General features: G+C 62.4%; 14 protein-coding genes. 3 read left to right on the top strand and 11 right to left on the bottom strand.

Annotated elements, in window-relative coordinates; translation table 11 throughout:
- Positions 1 to 96: 96 nt before the first annotated feature.
- Complete coding sequence (locus METAC_RS25120) at positions 97 to 555, bottom strand: YceD family protein (RefSeq protein ID WP_198017172.1); 459 nt, start codon at positions 553 to 555, stop codon at positions 97 to 99.
- Positions 556 to 892: 337 nt separating this feature from the next.
- The gene (locus tag METAC_RS0105625) at positions 893 to 1,381 is read right to left on the bottom strand and encodes a ubiquinol-cytochrome C chaperone family protein (protein ID WP_245257424.1); all 489 of its coding nucleotides are present in this window, start codon (positions 1,379 to 1,381) and stop codon (positions 893 to 895) included.
- Positions 1,382 to 1,833: 452 nt separating this feature from the next.
- Here METAC_RS0105625 and METAC_RS0105615 point away from each other — a divergent pair, with 452 nt between their 5' ends.
- Positions 1,834 to 2,277, top strand: coding sequence for an outer membrane protein assembly factor BamE domain-containing protein (locus METAC_RS0105615; protein WP_036256046.1), 444 nt, complete (start codon positions 1,834 to 1,836; stop codon positions 2,275 to 2,277).
- A gap of 126 nt (positions 2,278 to 2,403) precedes the next feature.
- Here METAC_RS0105615 and METAC_RS0105610 read toward each other — a convergent pair whose 3' ends face one another.
- The 5 genes from METAC_RS0105610 to ribH form a co-directional block, all read right to left on the bottom strand.
- Positions 2,404 to 4,542, bottom strand: coding sequence for a sodium-translocating pyrophosphatase (locus tag METAC_RS0105610; RefSeq protein ID WP_026606263.1), 2,139 nt, complete (start codon positions 4,540 to 4,542; stop codon positions 2,404 to 2,406).
- A gap of 166 nt (positions 4,543 to 4,708) precedes the next feature.
- On the bottom strand, positions 4,709 to 5,704 hold the full coding sequence (gene thiL / locus METAC_RS0105605; protein ID WP_026606262.1) for a thiamine-phosphate kinase: 996 nt from the start codon (positions 5,702 to 5,704) through the stop codon (positions 4,709 to 4,711).
- A gap of 91 nt (positions 5,705 to 5,795) precedes the next feature.
- Entirely contained in the window at positions 5,796 to 6,227 is a 432-nt protein-coding gene (locus METAC_RS0105600) for a GFA family protein (RefSeq protein WP_026606261.1), read from the bottom strand.
- 31 nt (positions 6,228 to 6,258) lie between these two features.
- Entirely contained in the window at positions 6,259 to 6,723 is a 465-nt protein-coding gene (gene nusB / locus METAC_RS0105595) for a transcription antitermination factor NusB (RefSeq protein ID WP_026606260.1), read from the bottom strand.
- On the bottom strand, positions 6,723 to 7,214 hold the full coding sequence (gene ribH / locus METAC_RS0105590; protein WP_036256044.1) for a 6,7-dimethyl-8-ribityllumazine synthase: 492 nt from the start codon (positions 7,212 to 7,214) through the stop codon (positions 6,723 to 6,725). Before ribH ends, nusB begins: the two co-directional genes overlap by 1 nt.
- Before the next feature lie 405 nt (positions 7,215 to 7,619).
- On the opposite strand from ribH, the gene METAC_RS22510 reads away from it, so the two are divergent.
- Positions 7,620 to 9,521, top strand: coding sequence for a PHA/PHB synthase family protein (locus METAC_RS22510; protein WP_084143466.1), 1,902 nt, complete (start codon positions 7,620 to 7,622; stop codon positions 9,519 to 9,521).
- A gap of 23 nt (positions 9,522 to 9,544) precedes the next feature.
- Here the strand turns inward: METAC_RS22510 and METAC_RS0105575 are convergent, their stop codons facing one another.
- Complete coding sequence (locus METAC_RS0105575) at positions 9,545 to 9,907, bottom strand: response regulator (RefSeq protein ID WP_051335406.1); 363 nt, start codon at positions 9,905 to 9,907, stop codon at positions 9,545 to 9,547.
- Positions 9,908 to 10,091: 184 nt separating this feature from the next.
- Between METAC_RS0105575 and METAC_RS0105570 the strand changes: the two genes are divergently transcribed.
- A complete protein-coding gene (locus METAC_RS0105570; protein ID WP_026606257.1) occupies positions 10,092 to 11,642 on the top strand; it encodes a bifunctional aminoglycoside phosphotransferase/ATP-binding protein in 1,551 nt (516 codons plus the stop codon).
- Here the strand turns inward: METAC_RS0105570 and METAC_RS0105565 are convergent.
- The 3 genes from METAC_RS0105565 to rfaE1 form a co-directional block, all read right to left on the bottom strand.
- The gene (locus tag METAC_RS0105565) at positions 11,637 to 12,635 is read right to left on the bottom strand and encodes a zinc-dependent alcohol dehydrogenase family protein (RefSeq protein WP_026606256.1); all 999 of its coding nucleotides are present in this window, start codon (positions 12,633 to 12,635) and stop codon (positions 11,637 to 11,639) included. The genes METAC_RS0105570 and METAC_RS0105565 overlap by 6 nt on opposite strands.
- Before the next feature lie 33 nt (positions 12,636 to 12,668).
- Positions 12,669 to 13,496: a universal stress protein gene (locus METAC_RS0105560; protein WP_026606255.1), complete on the bottom strand. Its 828-nt coding sequence runs from the start codon at positions 13,494 to 13,496 to the stop codon at positions 12,669 to 12,671.
- A gap of 330 nt (positions 13,497 to 13,826) precedes the next feature.
- On the bottom strand, positions 13,827 to 15,377 hold the full coding sequence (rfaE1, locus tag METAC_RS22505) for a D-glycero-beta-D-manno-heptose-7-phosphate kinase (RefSeq protein WP_245257423.1): 1,551 nt from the start codon (positions 15,375 to 15,377) through the stop codon (positions 13,827 to 13,829).
- Positions 15,378 to 15,427: the final 50 nt, after the last annotated feature.

Here is a 15,427-nt window from a genome sequence, read left to right as displayed (position 1 = left end):
CAAGCTCTTTTTTCTCCCGAAGCTCAAGACCAGCGCGTCGACCCGGAGCATTTACGGGCCCAGATCGCGGAAATCTGATCTTTTGACGCCGCTTCTTCAGGTTTCATCCGTAAGCTTTTTCAAGACCGCGAAAGGCGACTCCTTCTCGACGGCGTCGCCCGATATTTCGGCCTCGTCAAAGCTCACGCCGGGCTTTTTCGGATAAGGATCGAGGCTGAGTATCAGAAATTCCTCGGCCAAGGCGCCGAGATCGATGCGGCTATCGACGATCGGATCAGGCGGGTCGCGAACCTGGCCAGAGGACTCCACTGCGCCGCTTGCGATCTCGTCATCTGCGCTAGAAGCGCGGAGAGATTTCGCAGTTGCGGCCGGCGCGAAATCAACGTCAATTTCGGCGGAGAGCTCGGTCTCGAATTGATCGAGGCTGATGACGCAAGCCTGCGTCACGCGCGCGCGCAAGACGCCGCCGACATTGAACAGCATGCCGGGCAGCTTCTTCACCGTCAGGTCTGCTTCGAGATCAGAGATCCCGATCAGTCCAGCGCGCCGCGCCATTGCCCCGCATTCGCCTTCGTCTGCGCGGAAGGAAATCTTAAGCCCCTCGTCCGGCACGTCGTCGACAGACAGCAGCCGCGAAAAATTTTCTCCGCGCGGAAGCGGCGGCGCTTTGCCGGCGTCAGTCCGTTGAGATCTTGAACCAAGATCGCCTTTCGACTTCATCGCAGTCGCCTCAATCGCGCTGGCGGCGAAAGCGCTTGATCGCGCGATCCCGCCGCCCCTCGCCGTTGCAAATAGATAACGAACACTCAAATGTCCCGCTTGATTTTATGTCGCGCGCACAGAATCGGTGGGCTGGGGGCTGAATTGGCCAAAGGTAGGCGACGAGATTGGCTCAAGCGATCGCCGACGGTTCCGGAAACGGGACAGGCCCGATGGAAAAGACCTCGAGCTGAGCCGTTTCAAGCGCGCGATCCGTCGCTTTGACATAGCGTGAAAGACGGATCGCGTTTGTGCGATCCGCATAGACATTACGGGCGAGCGTCGCGGCGAGGACTTCTTCGCCGCTGGTGAGAGCGCGGTCATAGGCGGCGCCGCGGCCGAGAAAGGCTTCGGCCAAGGTTTTCATTCGTTTCGGCACCGCGATGTCGCCGATCCCCGTCTCGCGCAAGGCGATATCGAAATGACGAAAGACGGCGTCAATCAGGTCCTGCGCCAATTCCGGTCCCGGGCGCGGCATCGCATTGAGGCGCCGAAGGACGAGCGCCGCGTGGAGCGTGACCGCCTCGAAGCGCCCCTCGAAATTGTCTTCGATCGCATAATCCGTAAACAAAATCGGGTTACGGGCGGCGGCAACGATCTCGCCATGGAGGCGATCAATCATTTTTCGGTTAGCGGCGCGGCGGACGAACGGAAAAAGCATGCTGCTTGAGTTTCTTGATCCTAAAGATCGGACGCCAGATTTGGTGCGACTCGGTCCAAAATCTTGTCCCGGAGTCTGGTTTGGCCGCCGTGCTTGCATTTGATATGGCATGGAGTTAGGCATCGGCTGGCGTTGGCGCAACCGCAATATCACCCGTAAGCGCAGATTTGGTCGAAGCTTCTCGCCCTCGCGCAAGGTCTTGTCCTCGCGCGGGAACGAAAACGGCGGCGCGCCCGGTCTTGAGGTTTCGCTTTTTAGTCGAATACGAAACGTTAGGATTGCCCCGCTAGCATTGCGGCGCACCGATGAGAAGACAAGCGCGCGCCGCAATCAGCAGGCGATTGCGCGCCAGGCCGGAGGCTCGAAGAATGTGGTTCGATGATGCGTCGGCCGCCTGTTTTAGGACTCGCGCTTTGCGACTGGGATCAGCGGGCGCCAAACTCGCCCTCGTAGCGGCTCTCGCGTCGGGACTCGGCGGTTGCCTCGGATACAATGGAGAAGTCGTCCACGGGTATCAGCTCGATTCAAAAGCCGTGGATCAGGTTAAACCCGGCGCCTCGGCCGAGCAGATCCTGGTCTTGCTGGGCACGCCGACGACCACATCGACGGTCGGCGGCGACGCTTGGTATTATATCACGCAGAAAACCGATCGCGGATTCCAGTTCATGAAACCGACGGTGGTCGATCAGCGCGTCTTCGCGGTCTATTTCACCAAGGCGAAAAAGGTCGATCGAATCGCGAATTACGGCATGCAGGACGGCAAATTGTTCGATTTCGTCTCGCGCACGACGCCGACGGCCGGAGCCGAGTCGACCTTCCTGAAAGGCATGTTCCTCAACTTGCTCAAGTTCAGCTGACGCCGCCCGCCGAAAATTATCGGATCAATGGCGGCGTTTTTTGAAGCGTCGCGACATTTGGATATTGCTCCAAAACATCGCGACGTCGTTCCATCGAACTATCCTTCGCGCGAGCAGGCGCTCGGCTCAATGCGCGAGGACGGCGAGCAGCAACAGCGCGACAATATTGGTGATCTTAATCGCGGGGTTCACCGCAGGACCGGCCGTATCCTTGTAAGGATCGCCGACCGTGTCGCCGGTCACCGACGCCTTATGCGCGTCGCCGCCCTTGAAATGCTGGACCCCGTCCTTGTCGATAAAGCCGTCCTCGAAGCTCTTCTTGGCGTTGTCCCAAGCGCCGCCGCCAGAGGTCATCGCGATCGCCACAAAAAGCCCGTTGACGATGACGCCGAGCAGCGACGCGCCGAGCGCGGCGAAGGCCGAAGCCTTAGAGCCGGAGATGAAGAGCACGCCGAAATAGACGATCAGCGGGGCAAGAACCGGCAGCAGGGAGGGCACGATCATTTCCTTGATCGCCGCTTTGGTCAGCATATCGACCGCGCGGCCATAGTCGGGCCGCTCCGTCCCCTGCATGATGCCGGGCTTTTCAGCGAACTGGCGCCGGACCTCCTCGACGACGGCGCCCGCCGCGCGCCCGACGGCCGTCATGGCGATGCCGCCGAACAGATAGGGAATCATGCCGCCGAAAATCAGGCCCGCCACGACATAGGGGTTGGAGATGTCGAACGAGACGATTCCGATCCCTTTGAAGTAAGGAAACTGATCGGCGTTGGCGATGAAATGCTCGAGATCATGGCTATAGGCGTTGAAGAGCACGAGCGCGCCAAGGCCGGCTGAACCGATCGCATAGCCCTTTGTGACCGCTTTCGTCGTATTGCCGACCGCGTCGAGCGCATCGGTCACGCGCCGGACCTCCTTGGGCAATCCCGCCATTTCCGCGATGCCGCCGGCGTTATCGGTTACCGGACCGAAGGCGTCGAGCGCGACGATCATCCCGGCGAGGCCGAGCATGGTCGTCACCGCGATCGCCGTGCCGAAAAGCCCCGCGAGCTGACTCGTCGCGATGATGCCGCCGATGATGACGAGGGCCGGCAGCGCTGTCGATTCGAGCGACACTGCGAGGCCCTGGATGACATTGGTGCCGTGCCCCGTCACCGAGGCCTGGGCGATAGAGACGACCGGACGCTTGCCGGAGCCAGTGTAATATTCGGTGATCACCACGATGAGGCCGGTGACGAGCAGCCCGATGAGCCCGCTGAAAAAGAGGTGCGATCCCTTGATTGCGACGCCATTGGCCAAGCCGATCTCGCCCCAGCCGACGGTGAACTGGGTCGCGACGGCGAGGCCCAGGATTGACAGGAGTCCGGCTGCGACAAGTCCCTTGTAGAGCGCGCCCATGATCGAGTTGTTCGGCCCGAGCTTGACGAAATAGGTGCCTGCTATCGAGGTGACGATACAGGTCGCGCAGATCGCCAGCGGATAGAGCATGGCCGGCACGAGAACCTCTTGGCCGGTGAAGAAGATCGACGCCAGCACCATGGTGGCGACGACCGTCACCGCATAGGTCTCGAAGAGATCGGCCGCCATGCCGGCGCAGTCGCCAACATTGTCGCCGACATTATCGGCGATCGTCGCCGGATTGCGCGGATCGTCCTCCGGGATGCCCACCTCGACCTTGCCGACGAGATCGGCGCCAACATCGGCGCCCTTCGTGAAGATGCCGCCGCCGAGGCGGGCGAAGATCGAGATCAAGGAAGCGCCGAAGCCGAGAGCGACGAGCGCGTCGATCGTCTCGCGGCTGTTCGCCGCGTGCTTGAGCGGATCGGTGAGCACATAAAAATAGACCGAGACGCCGAGCAGCGCGAGGCCCGCCACGAGCAAGCCTGTGACCGCGCCCGCCTTGAAGGAAATATCGAGGCCGGCGGCAAGCGATTCCGACGCCGCTTGCGCTGTTCGCACATTGGCGCGCACCGACACATTCATTCCGATGAAGCCGGCGGCGCCCGAGAGCACGGCCCCGATCAAGAAACCGACCGCGATCGTCCAGGACAAAAAGTAGCCGAAGGCCAGAAAGATCACGATTCCGACGGCGGCGATCGTCAAATACTGGCGCTTTAAATAGGCTTGCGCGCCTTCCGCAATCGCGCCGGCGATCTCCTGCATTCTAGGCGAGCCGGGACTGGCGGCGATCAGCTTTGCCGACGTCACGACGCCATAGACGATTGATAAGAGCCCCGCCAGAATGATCAGCCAAATCGAAAGCATTGGTTTCCTGCCCTGAATTGTTGTTTTTGGATTCACCGGCTTCCGCGTCCGCGAGCGCTATCGAAGCGTCGGCGATATTTTATTGCTGTGTTTTTATTCAAGCGGGGGCGAGCTTTGCAGAAAGAGCCTCTCTAGGCAATTGCGGCGGCGCGTCTGCAATCAACGCCTAGAAATGCTGATAGGACGCCTTGGCGAGGGCTATCGTTTTCCCCTCTTGGTCCTTGAACGCAGGCGGCGCCAGCCCCGGCGCGGCCTCCCCGATCGCACAGACCGCGCATCCAGCCGCCGCCGCCGCCGCCTCGAAAGCCGCCCTTCGCTCTGGGGGAATTGCGCAGAGGATTTCGTAATCGTCGCCACCGCCGAGAATGATCGGAAGAACGTCAGGCGCGCGCATGAGAACCTCCCGCGCAGCGTCGGACAAGGGAAGCGCCGAGGCCTCGATCTCGGCGGTTAATCCCGCAAGCCGCAGCATTTTGGCGAGATCGCCGGCGAGCCCGTCAGAAATATCCATGGCGGCATGGGCATGGGCGCGAAGCGGCTCGCGCAGCGCGAGACGAGGCTGCGGCAAAAGGTAGCGATCGGCGAGATAGGCCTTTGCGTGCCGGCTAGCCGCGCGGGTCCAATGCCTGTCTTCCGCCGCATCGAGACGAAGCTGAAGGCCGAGCGCGGCGTCGCCGATTGTCCCGGTCGCATAGATGAGATCGCCGGCCGCCGCGCCGCCGCGCGGGATCATGCGCCCGCGCGGCGCGGCCCCGAAGGCCGTCACAGAAAGCGTGAGCGGCCCCGGCGTCTTGACGGTGTCGCCGCCGAGCAGCGGGCAGCCATAAGCCTCAGCGTCCCCACCGAGCCCCCGCGCGAAGGCCGCGAGCCAATCTTCTGTCCAATCTACCGGCAAGGCGAGGCCGAGAAGAAAGCCCTGTGGCTCGGCGGCCTTGGCGGCGAGATCCGAGAGATTCACGCGCAAGGCCTTGCGGGCGATGCTTTCCGGCGGATCGTCGGGAAAGAAATGCTCGCCGGCGACGAGCATGTCCTTGGTCAGGACGAGATCGCAGCCAGGCGGCGGCGCGAGGCTCGCGGCGTCGTCGCGCAGTCCGAACGCGCCCAGCCCGGCGAGCGGCGCGAAAAATTCGGCGATGAGCTCATCTTCCGAAGGACGTGACATGACGCCTTGCCGAGCGGGTTTATTTCACGTCGACGGACCGCCATGCGCCTTTTCCGCAGATTGGTGGACCCCAACGCCGCGCCCAAAGGTCCTAATCGTAGGGAACGTATCTCAGAACGCCGGCGATCCGCGCCGCGCCGGCGTTCTCATTGTCCGAGGGATGATGGACTCCATCGAGCACGGGCACCTCGTTAAAGTCAAATGGGCTGATCCCGCTCAAGCATGCGACGTTCACGCCGTATTCTTGGGGGTTGGATCGGCGCTGATGATGCGTGTAGATGCCACAATTGGAACAGAAATAATGTCTCGCCGACATTGTATTGAATTGGTAAGTGGAAAGCGCATCGCATCCGGCGAGCAAGCTGAAGCCGTCGAGCTTGGCTGATACGGCTATGGCGCCGCGCATTCTGCAATAAGAGCAATTGCAGCGGCGCGCCGTATGAAAACCATCCGTCAGCTGAACGTGAAAGCGGACCGCTCCACAATGGCACTTGCCATCGCATTCCTTGACGTCGAGATCCATCAGGCCCTCCGATGCCAGCGACGCGCTTCGTTTATGGGCGCGCCTCGAACTCCACCGCCCGCAGCCGGCGCGCGAGGGTGTCCAGCACAGCGTTGATCATTCCCGCCTCCTCGCGGCCGAAGAAGGCGCCGGCGACGTCGACATATTCCTTGATCGCCACGCGGGCCGGCACGTCAGAGCGCTTTTTCAGCTCATAGGCGCCGGCGCGCAGAATGGCCCGCATCACCGCGTCGACCCGCGCCAGGGGCCAGCCTTCGGCCAATGTCTTGTCGATGAGCCTGTCGATCGGGCCCTGGTCGGCGAGGATCCCGGTTAGGATGTCGCGGAAAAAGGCGATCTCGGCGGTCTTGTAATGCTCGCCCTCGATCTCTTTGCCGATCCAGAAGGATTCGAATTCAGCGAAAATTTCATTCAAGCCCTTTTCCGCGACCTCCATCTGATAGAGGGCCTGAACTGCCGCCAATCGCGCGGCGGAGCGTCCGTCTGCGCCCGCCATCAGAGCGCTCCGATCTCAAGCTTCAGACCATAAAGCGCGAGCGCGGCGCGAGCGGCGTCGCCGCCTTTGTCGCCGCTTTGCGGGTTTGCGCGCTCCAGCGCTTGCGCTTCGTTCTCGACGGTGAGAATTCCATTGCCGAGCGCCAGCTTGCGCGCGACGCCGAGCTGCATGAGGGCGCGGGAACTTTCATTCGCTACGATCTCGAAATGATAGGTCTCGCCGCGTATGACGCAACCGAGCGCAATCACGCCAGCGTATGGCTGATTTCGTTCTTCCGCCTCATCGAGCGCAATCGTTATGGCGATCGGAATTTCGAGCGCGCCAGGAACGCTGACGAGCTCATGCGCGGCACCGGCGGCGGCCAAGGCCTGCTGCGCGCCATCTAGGAGCATGGTTCCGATTGCATCATAGAAGCGCGCCTCGACAATGAGAAAACGCGCGCCGTCGGCGCGCGGCACGGCGGAGGCGGAAGGTCGCCGCGACAAAGCCATTTTCGATTTTCGCTCCAACGGAGAAGATGTAGGGGAGCATTCCCAAGCGGGAATGCGCTTCGAGTAACAAGCTCAGCGAAGGGTCGCAAGCTGAAAGCGCGAAGCGGAAGCGTCACGCGGGTTATGGCCGTCCTCCGCCCCTTCGCCCGGACGACACTGGTGCAACTGCCGTAACTTCAGCATAATCTATTCAAATCAATGAATGATCCCGCCTCGAACGCTGCGCGAGGGGGCGTGGCCGGTCGTCGCGCAGGACGCTGTGGCTCGACGCGAAATCGATCCGCCATTGGGCGAAGCTTGCGCAATCGCAAAAGCGCGGCTTTGCAGCTGCGCTAAAGTCCGTCGCTCCGGCTGAACGCGCATAATGCGCGCGCTGCCGCGCGCCGATAAAACCAGGAGTTCCCTATGTCGCAGGACCTTGCTCCGAAAGCCCTTGCGTCGCCCGATCATGATCGCCAGACAGAGGCTCGATCAGGCGCGGCGGAGCCGGCGCTCGTCGTCCTCCGCACGCCCTCCGTGGCCAAGGACGCCTCCTCTTTGGCGCAAACGCCGCTGACATCAGCAAGCCGAGACGCGGGGACGGACGACGTCGATCCGCTGGACGCGGCCGCGAGCCTCATCGATCATGCGGTTCACGGCTTGATGGCCAGGGTCACGAATGGGCTTTCGCCCATGGCTCTCGGCAAAGCCTTTTCCGATTGGGGCGTGCATCTCGCGCTTTCACCCGGCAAGCAGATGCAACTCGTCGGCAAGGCGATACGTAAATCGGTAAGGTTCGGACTCGTCGCCTCGACTTCATTCCCGACTCGCTGCTCCTCTCTCGGCATCGATCCCTTGCCCCAGGATCGGCGGTTTGCGGCCGAGGATTGGAACGTTTGGCCCTATAATCTGCTGTCGCAAGGATTCCTGCTGCAGCAGCAATGGTGGCACAATGCGACGACAGGAATTGCGGGCGTCAAGAAGCAGCATGAAGAGGTCGTCGCCTTCACCATTCGTCAGCTTCTCGACATGCTGTCGCCGTCCAATTTCATCCTCACCAATCCGGTCGTCTTGCGCCGCACGGCTGAATCCGGCGGCGCGAATCTCATCAATGGATTCGCCAATTTCTTGGAGGATTGGGCGAGGCGCGAGGCCCATGCCGAGCCCGCCGGCGCCGAGGCCTTCGTTCCAGGTCGCAACGTGGCTGTGACGTCGGGCAAGGTCGTCTATCGCAACCGGCTGATCGAGCTGATCCAATACGCGCCGCAAACCGAAAAGGTCCACGCGGAGCCGATCCTCTTCGTCCCGGCGTGGATCATGAAATATTACATTCTCGATCTTTCTCCCGAAAACTCCCTGGTGCGCTATCTCGTCGCCCAGGGCTTCACAGTCTTCATGATCTCCTGGCGCAATCCGGACGCCTCCGATCGCGATCTGTCGATGGAGGATTATCGGCGCTTGGGCGTCATGTCGGCGATCGAGCAGGTCAAGGCCATTCTTCCCGGCCGAAAGATTCAAGGCGTTGGCTATTGTCTGGGCGGCACGCTTCTCTCCATCGCAGCGGCGACCATGGCGCGCGAAGGCGACGAGACGTTGAAAAGCCTGTCTCTTTTCGCCGCACAGCTCGACTTTACCGAAGCCGGCGAGTTGACGCTCTTCATCAATGAAAGCCAGGTCAGCTTTCTCGAAGATCTGATGCGCAGCGAGGGTTTTCTGCCTGGCGGGCAAATGGCCGGCGCCTTCCAGCTGCTGCGCTCCAAGGATCTGATCTGGTCGAAGATCGTCCATGACTATTTGATGGGGGAACGCCAGCCTTTGACGGATCTGATGGCGTGGAACGCCGACGCCACGCGCCTGCCCTATCGCATGCATTCGGAATATTTGCGCCGCCTCTTCCTCGACAATGATCTCGCGGAGGGCCGTTTCGAGACCGATGGCCGCCCAGTCGCGCTGACCGACATTCGCGCGCCGATTTTCGCGGTCGGAACCGAGACAGATCATGTCGCGCCTTGGCGCTCGGCCTTTAAAATTCATCTGCTGACGGACACGGACGTGACGTTCCTGCTGACCTCCGGCGGCCATAATGTCGGCGTCGTATCGGAGCCGGGCCATAAGAGACGGCATTACCGGCTGCACCACAAGAACGAGCACGATCGCTATCTAGACCCGGACAGCTGGTTTCAGCAGGCCGAGCAGCATGAAGGATCCTGGTGGCCGGAATGGGCTCACTGGCTCTCCGCACGATCGACCCGCGAGCAAGATCCGCCCCACCTCGACAGCCAAAGCGCGCTCCCCGACGCGCCGGGGACCTATGTGTTTCAGACTTGATTGAGGCCCGCGCCGGCGCAGCGCTAATGATCGCGAAGCGCCTTGCGTATTCCCTCGATCAGGCCATCGCCGAGATGCGGCTTGCGCAAGACCAGCAAAACGCCGGCGCCGGCCGCTTTGTGCTCGATCGTTTGGTCCGGATCGCCTGTAATAAGAATGGCTGGGAGAACGCAGCGGCGGTCGCGCAACCGCGCTAGAAGCTCCAAGCCATCCATCTCGGGCAAATGATAGTCTATGACGAAGCAGCCCTTGTCTGGAAGAACGGGCTGCAAAAGAAGCGTCGCTCCGCTTTCGAACACGTCGACGTCAAATCCTTCCGCCTCAAGCATGAACTGCAACGAGCCCAGAACGGGCAGATCGTCGTCGACAAGAACTATTTTCGCCATAGGTCGGGCGTGAGACGACAGGCGGACCTGCATCGGCGATCTACTTTCGCGTGATGGCGCGGGATTGACGCCATAGGAAGAAGACCATGCCGGGAGCGGAGAAGGCGCGCGCTGATATATGTCAGCCCGCCGTCATTCTCGTAGCGGCTGCATTCCGTTCGCCGAGGAAAAGAGGGGACCTGTTATGGATGCGCAGGCCGTGCAAGACCAATCCGATGTCTTCGCCTTTCTCAGCGACCCCGCTGTGCATAAGATCGCAGAGCCGGTGACGCGCATCGACACGCATGGCGCCGCGGTATTTCTCGCAGGACGCGACGCCTATAAGGTGAAACGCGCGGTACATTTTCCCTTCATGGATTTTTCGACTCTCGAGCTGCGACGGCGCGCATGCGAGAACGAGCTCGCCGTTAACAAAGCCAATGCGCGGGATCTTTATCTCGGCGTCGTTCCGATCTCGCGGGATAAGGACGGCCTCAATCTCAAAGGCGCCGGCGCGATCGTTGAATGGGCGGTGCATCTGCGGCGCTTCGACGAGAGTCGCACGCTCGATCGCTTGGCCGAGCGTGGCGAGCTCGATCAGGACATCGTCGCGAAGCTCGCCGACGAAATCGTCGCCGCCCATCGCCGCGCGCCTCGCGCTGTCGAAGTCGGATCGACACTGTCGCTCGAGCGACAGATAGAAGAGACGCTCGACTCGCTGGACGCTTCGCCCGAAATTTTCCCGCCGTCCGAGGCGTTGGCGCTGCGTGCGGCAATGACGGGCGCCTTCGCGCGCGCGACGCCGCTTCTCTTGGCCCGCGAGGCGCAAGGCAAGGCGCGGCGATGCCACGGCGATCTGCATTTGCGCAACATCGTCATGATCGAGTCTATCCCAGTCTTATTCGACGCCATTGAATTCGACGACGCGATCGCGACCTGCGACATTTTGTACGACCTCGCTTTTCTGCTGATGGATCTATGGACCCGCGGCCTTCTCCATCACGCCAACCTGCTTTTGAATCGCTATGTCTCGGCCTGCGACGACGTTGAACGAGAGATCGAAGGCCTTGCCGCGTTGCCGCTGTTTCTTTCTCTGCGGGCGGCGATTCGCGCCAAGGTGACGAAGCTCGAGCCCGCAAAGACCGAGTCCGTCTTGGCGCTCGCGCACAAGAATTTCGTCGCGGCCGGCGCGTTCCTCCGACCGTTCCCGCTCGATCTGGTCGCGATCGGCGGGCGGTCGGGAACTGGTAAGAGCACCTTGGCGCGTGCGATCGCCGCGTTGATTGGGCGCGCGCCCGGCGCGCTGCATCTACGCAGCGACGTCGAGCGCAAGCGTCTCTTCGGCTTTGGCGAATATGACCGCCTGCCGGAGTCGGCTTATCGCAAAGAGCATTCAATTCAGACCTATGCGCGCTTGCACGATCTCGCGGCTCTCGCCCTCGCCGCCGGCCAGAGCGTGGTGCTCGACGCCGCGCATCTCAACGCGGCGGAGCGCGATGCCGCTGCCGAGCTCGCGCGCAAGGCGGGCGCGCGATTCTCCGGCATTTGGCTCGAAGCGTCGACTGGCCTGCTCGCCGATCGGGTCGCGGCGCGGCGACGCGACGCCTCGGACGCCACGCCCGAGGTCGTCGCCGCGCAAGCGAAGATGCTTGCCGGAGACATAGATTGGCGGCGGCTCGACGCCACGCGTCCGCTCGAAGCAATCGCAACCGAGGCTGTCGCCGAAATTCACGGCGGAGCCACGGCGTCTCTATGATCGGACATCAGGAGGAATGAGCACGGCCGCGCCTTGAAGGCGGCCTGCGCGCAGATCCGCCAAGGCCTCATTCGCACGCTCGAGCGGATAGGTCGTGATCGAGGTCTCCAAGCCCGCATGGGCGGCGAAGCCAAGAAAATCGAGGCCGTCCTGACGGGTTAGATTGGCGACCGAAACGATGCGTCGCTCCTCCCAAAGCAAGCTATAGGGAAAGCTCGGAATGTCGCTCATGTGAATGCCGGCGCAGACGACGACTCCGCCTTTGCGGATATTGGCGAGCGCGGCGGGGACGAGCGGCCCGATCGGCGCGTAGATGATCGCCGCGTCGAGCGGTTCGGGCGGCTTCTCATCCGAGCCGCCAGCCCAGGCCGCGCCGAGCCGCAGCGCGAAAGCTTGCGCTTCAGCGTCGCCGGGCCGCGTGAAGGCGAAGACCGTGCGGCCCTGCTTTCTCGCCGCCTGCGCGACGATATGGGCCGCCGCTCCGAAACCATAGAGCCCGAGGATCTTTGCGTCTCCGGCGAAGCCAAGGGAGCGCCAGCCGATCAGGCCGGCGCAAAGCAAGGGCGCGATCGGCGCTGCAGGACCCTCATCGTCCAGCGGAAAGGCGAAGCGCGCGTCGGCGACCGCATGGGTCGCATAGCCGCCGTTTCGCGTATAGCCGGTGAACAGAGGCCGATCGCAAAGATTTTCGCGGCCGTCCTCACAATAGGCGCAAGTCCCGCAGGCATGGCCGAGCCAGGGAATGCCGACCCTCAGGCCAATCGAAAGAGCTTCAACGCCGGCGCCCAACGCGTCGATTCGACCGACGATTTCATGGCCGGGGACGATCGGCAACATCGGGTTCGGTAGCTCGCCGTCGACGACATGAAGATCGGTGCGGCAAACCCCGCAAGCCTCGACCCGAACGCGAAGCTCGCCCGGACCTGGCGTCGGATCCGGCAATTCCTCGTAAGCGAGGGGAGATCCGATCTCATGCAGGACCATGGCGAACATCGCCGCTTGCTCCGAACCGCTTCGCGATTGAGATCAATGCGAAAGTAAATGGCACCGGGACGTCTGCTTGAGGAGATCCTGCGTCACGCCGCCCAGAATCCATTCGCGCAGCTTGCTATGTCCATAGGCGCCGGCGACGAGCAGATCCGCGCCCTCCTTCGCCGCGAGCGCGTCGAGCTGCTCGGCCGGGCGTCCATGCAAGGGCTCTACTCTGCTGACGGCCTTCACGCCGTGATGGCTCAGCCAAGACGCCACATCTTCGACGCTTCGATTCGCAGCGAGCGAATCGGCGTCCTCGTCGATCGCCGCGACAATGACCTGTTGCGCCAGCTGTAGGATCGGCAAAGAATCGAAGACCGCGCGTCGCGCCTCGCTCACATCTTTCCAGGCGATGAGGACTCGTTCGGCGGACAACGAATCGATCTCATGCGGCACAAAGAGGAGCGGACGGCCGGCGCGGCCGATCAAATCGCTCGAGTCGAATTGGCTGTTCAGATCGAGGGCTTCGTCGCTCGCGGTCTTGCCGACGATAATGAGATCGGCTGCGCGGGACTGCTCCGCGATGAAGGGCCCCGGGCGCTCGATCGCCGTGCGCCATTCGATGTCCGCGACGCGTCCCGCAAGCGCCGTGCGAAACCGCTCCTCGGCTTGCTGCATCCGCTGTTTGATGTCGGCGAGATCGCGTTCGGCGATGAAGGCCGAACTATAGCCGTCGGCGTAATAGATCGGCGTCACCTCGGCCTGCGCCGCGACGCCGATCACGCGCGCCTTGAATCGCTCGGCGAGTTCCGCTGCGATCTTGAGCCTCGCATCATTGCGATAGTCGAGATCGAGATGAACCATCAGGCTGGCGTAGGACATGGACGACTCCAAAAGGGATATTGTTCCGATCGCGCTAATCTCGGACGAAAATGATCCAGAATCATGAACGCGATCAACGGCCGATCAAGGAAGCGCCTTCGCCGCGTCCCCGGCGGCGCCCGTCTATTCCTATTGGACTCGCAGGATTGACGCGTTGACCCGGATCAAACGCCTGATCTCGCGCCCCTACAAGCTGGCTCGGGATGCTTCGGCAATCTGCCTTCCAAACGTCGGCGCAGCGGTCTCGAATGGGAATCGCACTTGGAGGCGGCGGCGCGAGCGTCGGCGTGGGTCTGACATTGGCGGTCGCGCCGCTTGGCGCTGTGACAATCAAGGCGTCTGAGCCCGATCCCGCCGCGCATCGCCGTCCGGTTCGCCTGCGACCACGCCGAAACTCGGCGCGGAGTCGAGTCTTGACGCGGCCGGATGCCGCTTTTCCGAGGCTTTGATCAAATTGGATGTGGAATGGCCCTGCGCAAGCTCCGCGAGCACGACCCGGCCGCCACGCGCCCGCACAATATCCGCGCCGACAACCTTGTCTTCCGTGTAGTCGGCGCCTTTCACCAAAACATCCGGCTGCAAGGCTTCGAGCAGTTGAAGCGGCGTATCCTCGTCGAAAAGGACGACGGCCGACACGCCTTTGATCGCGCCCATGACCACGGCACGAGCTTTTTCATCCTGCACCGGGCGCGACGGGCCTTTCAGACGGCGCACGGAGGAGTCGGAATTCAGCGCCATGATCAGGCGATCGCAGGCCTCGGCGGCTTGCCGAATCAGCGAGACATGGCCGGGATGCAAAAGATCGAAGCAGCCATTGGCGACACCGACCGTCAGCTTCTCCCGCGCCCAGGCCCATCGCAGCGCGACGGCTTCGGCAAGATCGACATGACGGCCGTCATTGATCGAGGCAGACGTCATTTCCGACGCCAAGGAGGCATAGAGCTCTTCCGGCGTGACGACCGCCGTGCCGACCTTCGCAACGACGATTCCCGCGGCGTGATTGGCCAGTTTCATGGCGTCGCGCATCGAAAGCTCCGCCGCGAGCGAGGCCGCCAGGACGGCGATCACCGTGTCGCCGGCGCCGGACACGTCGAACACGTCCTGCGCCACGGTGGCGAGATGGATCGGCGTCCCTTCCGCCGCGAAGAAGGACATGCCCTTTTCAGAACGAGTCAGCAATATATCGGCGCCCGAGATTTCGCGCGCGCGGGCCGCCGCGACGGCCGCCTCCTCATCCGTCTCGCAAGGCAGTCCGGTCGCGGCCGTCAATTCCTTCCGGTTCGGGGTGAGGATCGACGCGCCGCGATAGCCGGATAGCTCGGTCCGCTTGGGATCAAGCAGCACCCGCTTATTCGCCGCCCGACAGCGTCCGAAGATCGCCGCCAGGACCCGATCCGCAAGGACGCCTTTGCCATAATCGGACAGGATGACCACGTCCGACGCGTCGATCGCCGCGAAGGCGCGATCGATGACCTGATCTTCGACGGCGCGCTCGAAGGGCGAGGCGTCCTCGTGATCGATCCGAATGATTTGCTGATGGGCCCCGAGCACCCTGAGCTTTCGCGTGGTCGGCCGGCCGGCGACGCTGATCAAGCCAGACATGTCGATCCGGCCATGATCGTGCAAGCGGCTGATCAATTGCTCACGCGCTTCGTCCAGGCCGGTCAGGCCGACGACCTGAACGCCCACGCCGAGCGCGGCGAGATTGGCGACCACATTAGCAGCGCCGCCAGGCACGAGCTTTTCCGACAAGGAGCGCACGACGGGCACCGGCGCCTCGGGCGAGATGCGGCTGACGTCGCCATGAAGATAGCAATCGACGATCAGATCGCCGATGACGGCGACGCGAGCTTTCGCGAAACGGTCAAGAAAATTCAGCACGCCGAGATCCGATTCAGAAGCCAAAAACACTGCGGGCGAAGCCGGATTGC

Origin of the sequence: Methylocapsa acidiphila B2 (assembly GCF_000427445.1) — a bacterium.
Classification (GTDB): Bacteria; Pseudomonadota; Alphaproteobacteria; order Rhizobiales; family Beijerinckiaceae; genus Methylocapsa; species Methylocapsa acidiphila.
The sequence above is the reverse complement of the archived record's forward strand: the minus strand, read 5'-3'. Positions and strand labels throughout refer to the sequence as shown.

Coding starts and splice junctions, on each gene's coding strand:
- METAC_RS25120 (WP_198017172.1), bottom strand. CDS start 555: ATGGCGCGGCGCGCTGGACTGATCGGGATCTCTGATCTCGAAGCAGAC.
- METAC_RS0105625 (WP_245257424.1), bottom strand. CDS start 1,381: ATGATTGATCGCCTCCATGGCGAGATCGTTGCCGCCGCCCGTAACCCG.
- METAC_RS0105610 (WP_026606263.1), bottom strand. CDS start 4,542: ATGCTTTCGATTTGGCTGATCATTCTGGCGGGGCTCTTATCAATCGTC.
- thiL (WP_026606262.1), bottom strand. CDS start 5,704: ATGTCACGTCCTTCGGAAGATGAGCTCATCGCCGAATTTTTCGCGCCG.
- METAC_RS0105600 (WP_026606261.1), bottom strand. CDS start 6,227: ATGGATCTCGACGTCAAGGAATGCGATGGCAAGTGCCATTGTGGAGCG.
- nusB (WP_026606260.1), bottom strand. CDS start 6,723: ATGGCGGGCGCAGACGGACGCTCCGCCGCGCGATTGGCGGCAGTTCAG.
- ribH (WP_036256044.1), bottom strand. CDS start 7,214: ATGGCTTTGTCGCGGCGACCTTCCGCCTCCGCCGTGCCGCGCGCCGAC.
- METAC_RS22510 (WP_084143466.1), top strand. CDS start 7,620: ATGTCGCAGGACCTTGCTCCGAAAGCCCTTGCGTCGCCCGATCATGAT.
- METAC_RS0105575 (WP_051335406.1), bottom strand. CDS start 9,907: ATGGCGAAAATAGTTCTTGTCGACGACGATCTGCCCGTTCTGGGCTCG.
- METAC_RS0105570 (WP_026606257.1), top strand. CDS start 10,092: ATGGATGCGCAGGCCGTGCAAGACCAATCCGATGTCTTCGCCTTTCTC.
- METAC_RS0105565 (WP_026606256.1), bottom strand. CDS start 12,635: ATGTTCGCCATGGTCCTGCATGAGATCGGATCTCCCCTCGCTTACGAG.
- METAC_RS0105560 (WP_026606255.1), bottom strand. CDS start 13,496: ATGTCCTACGCCAGCCTGATGGTTCATCTCGATCTCGACTATCGCAAT.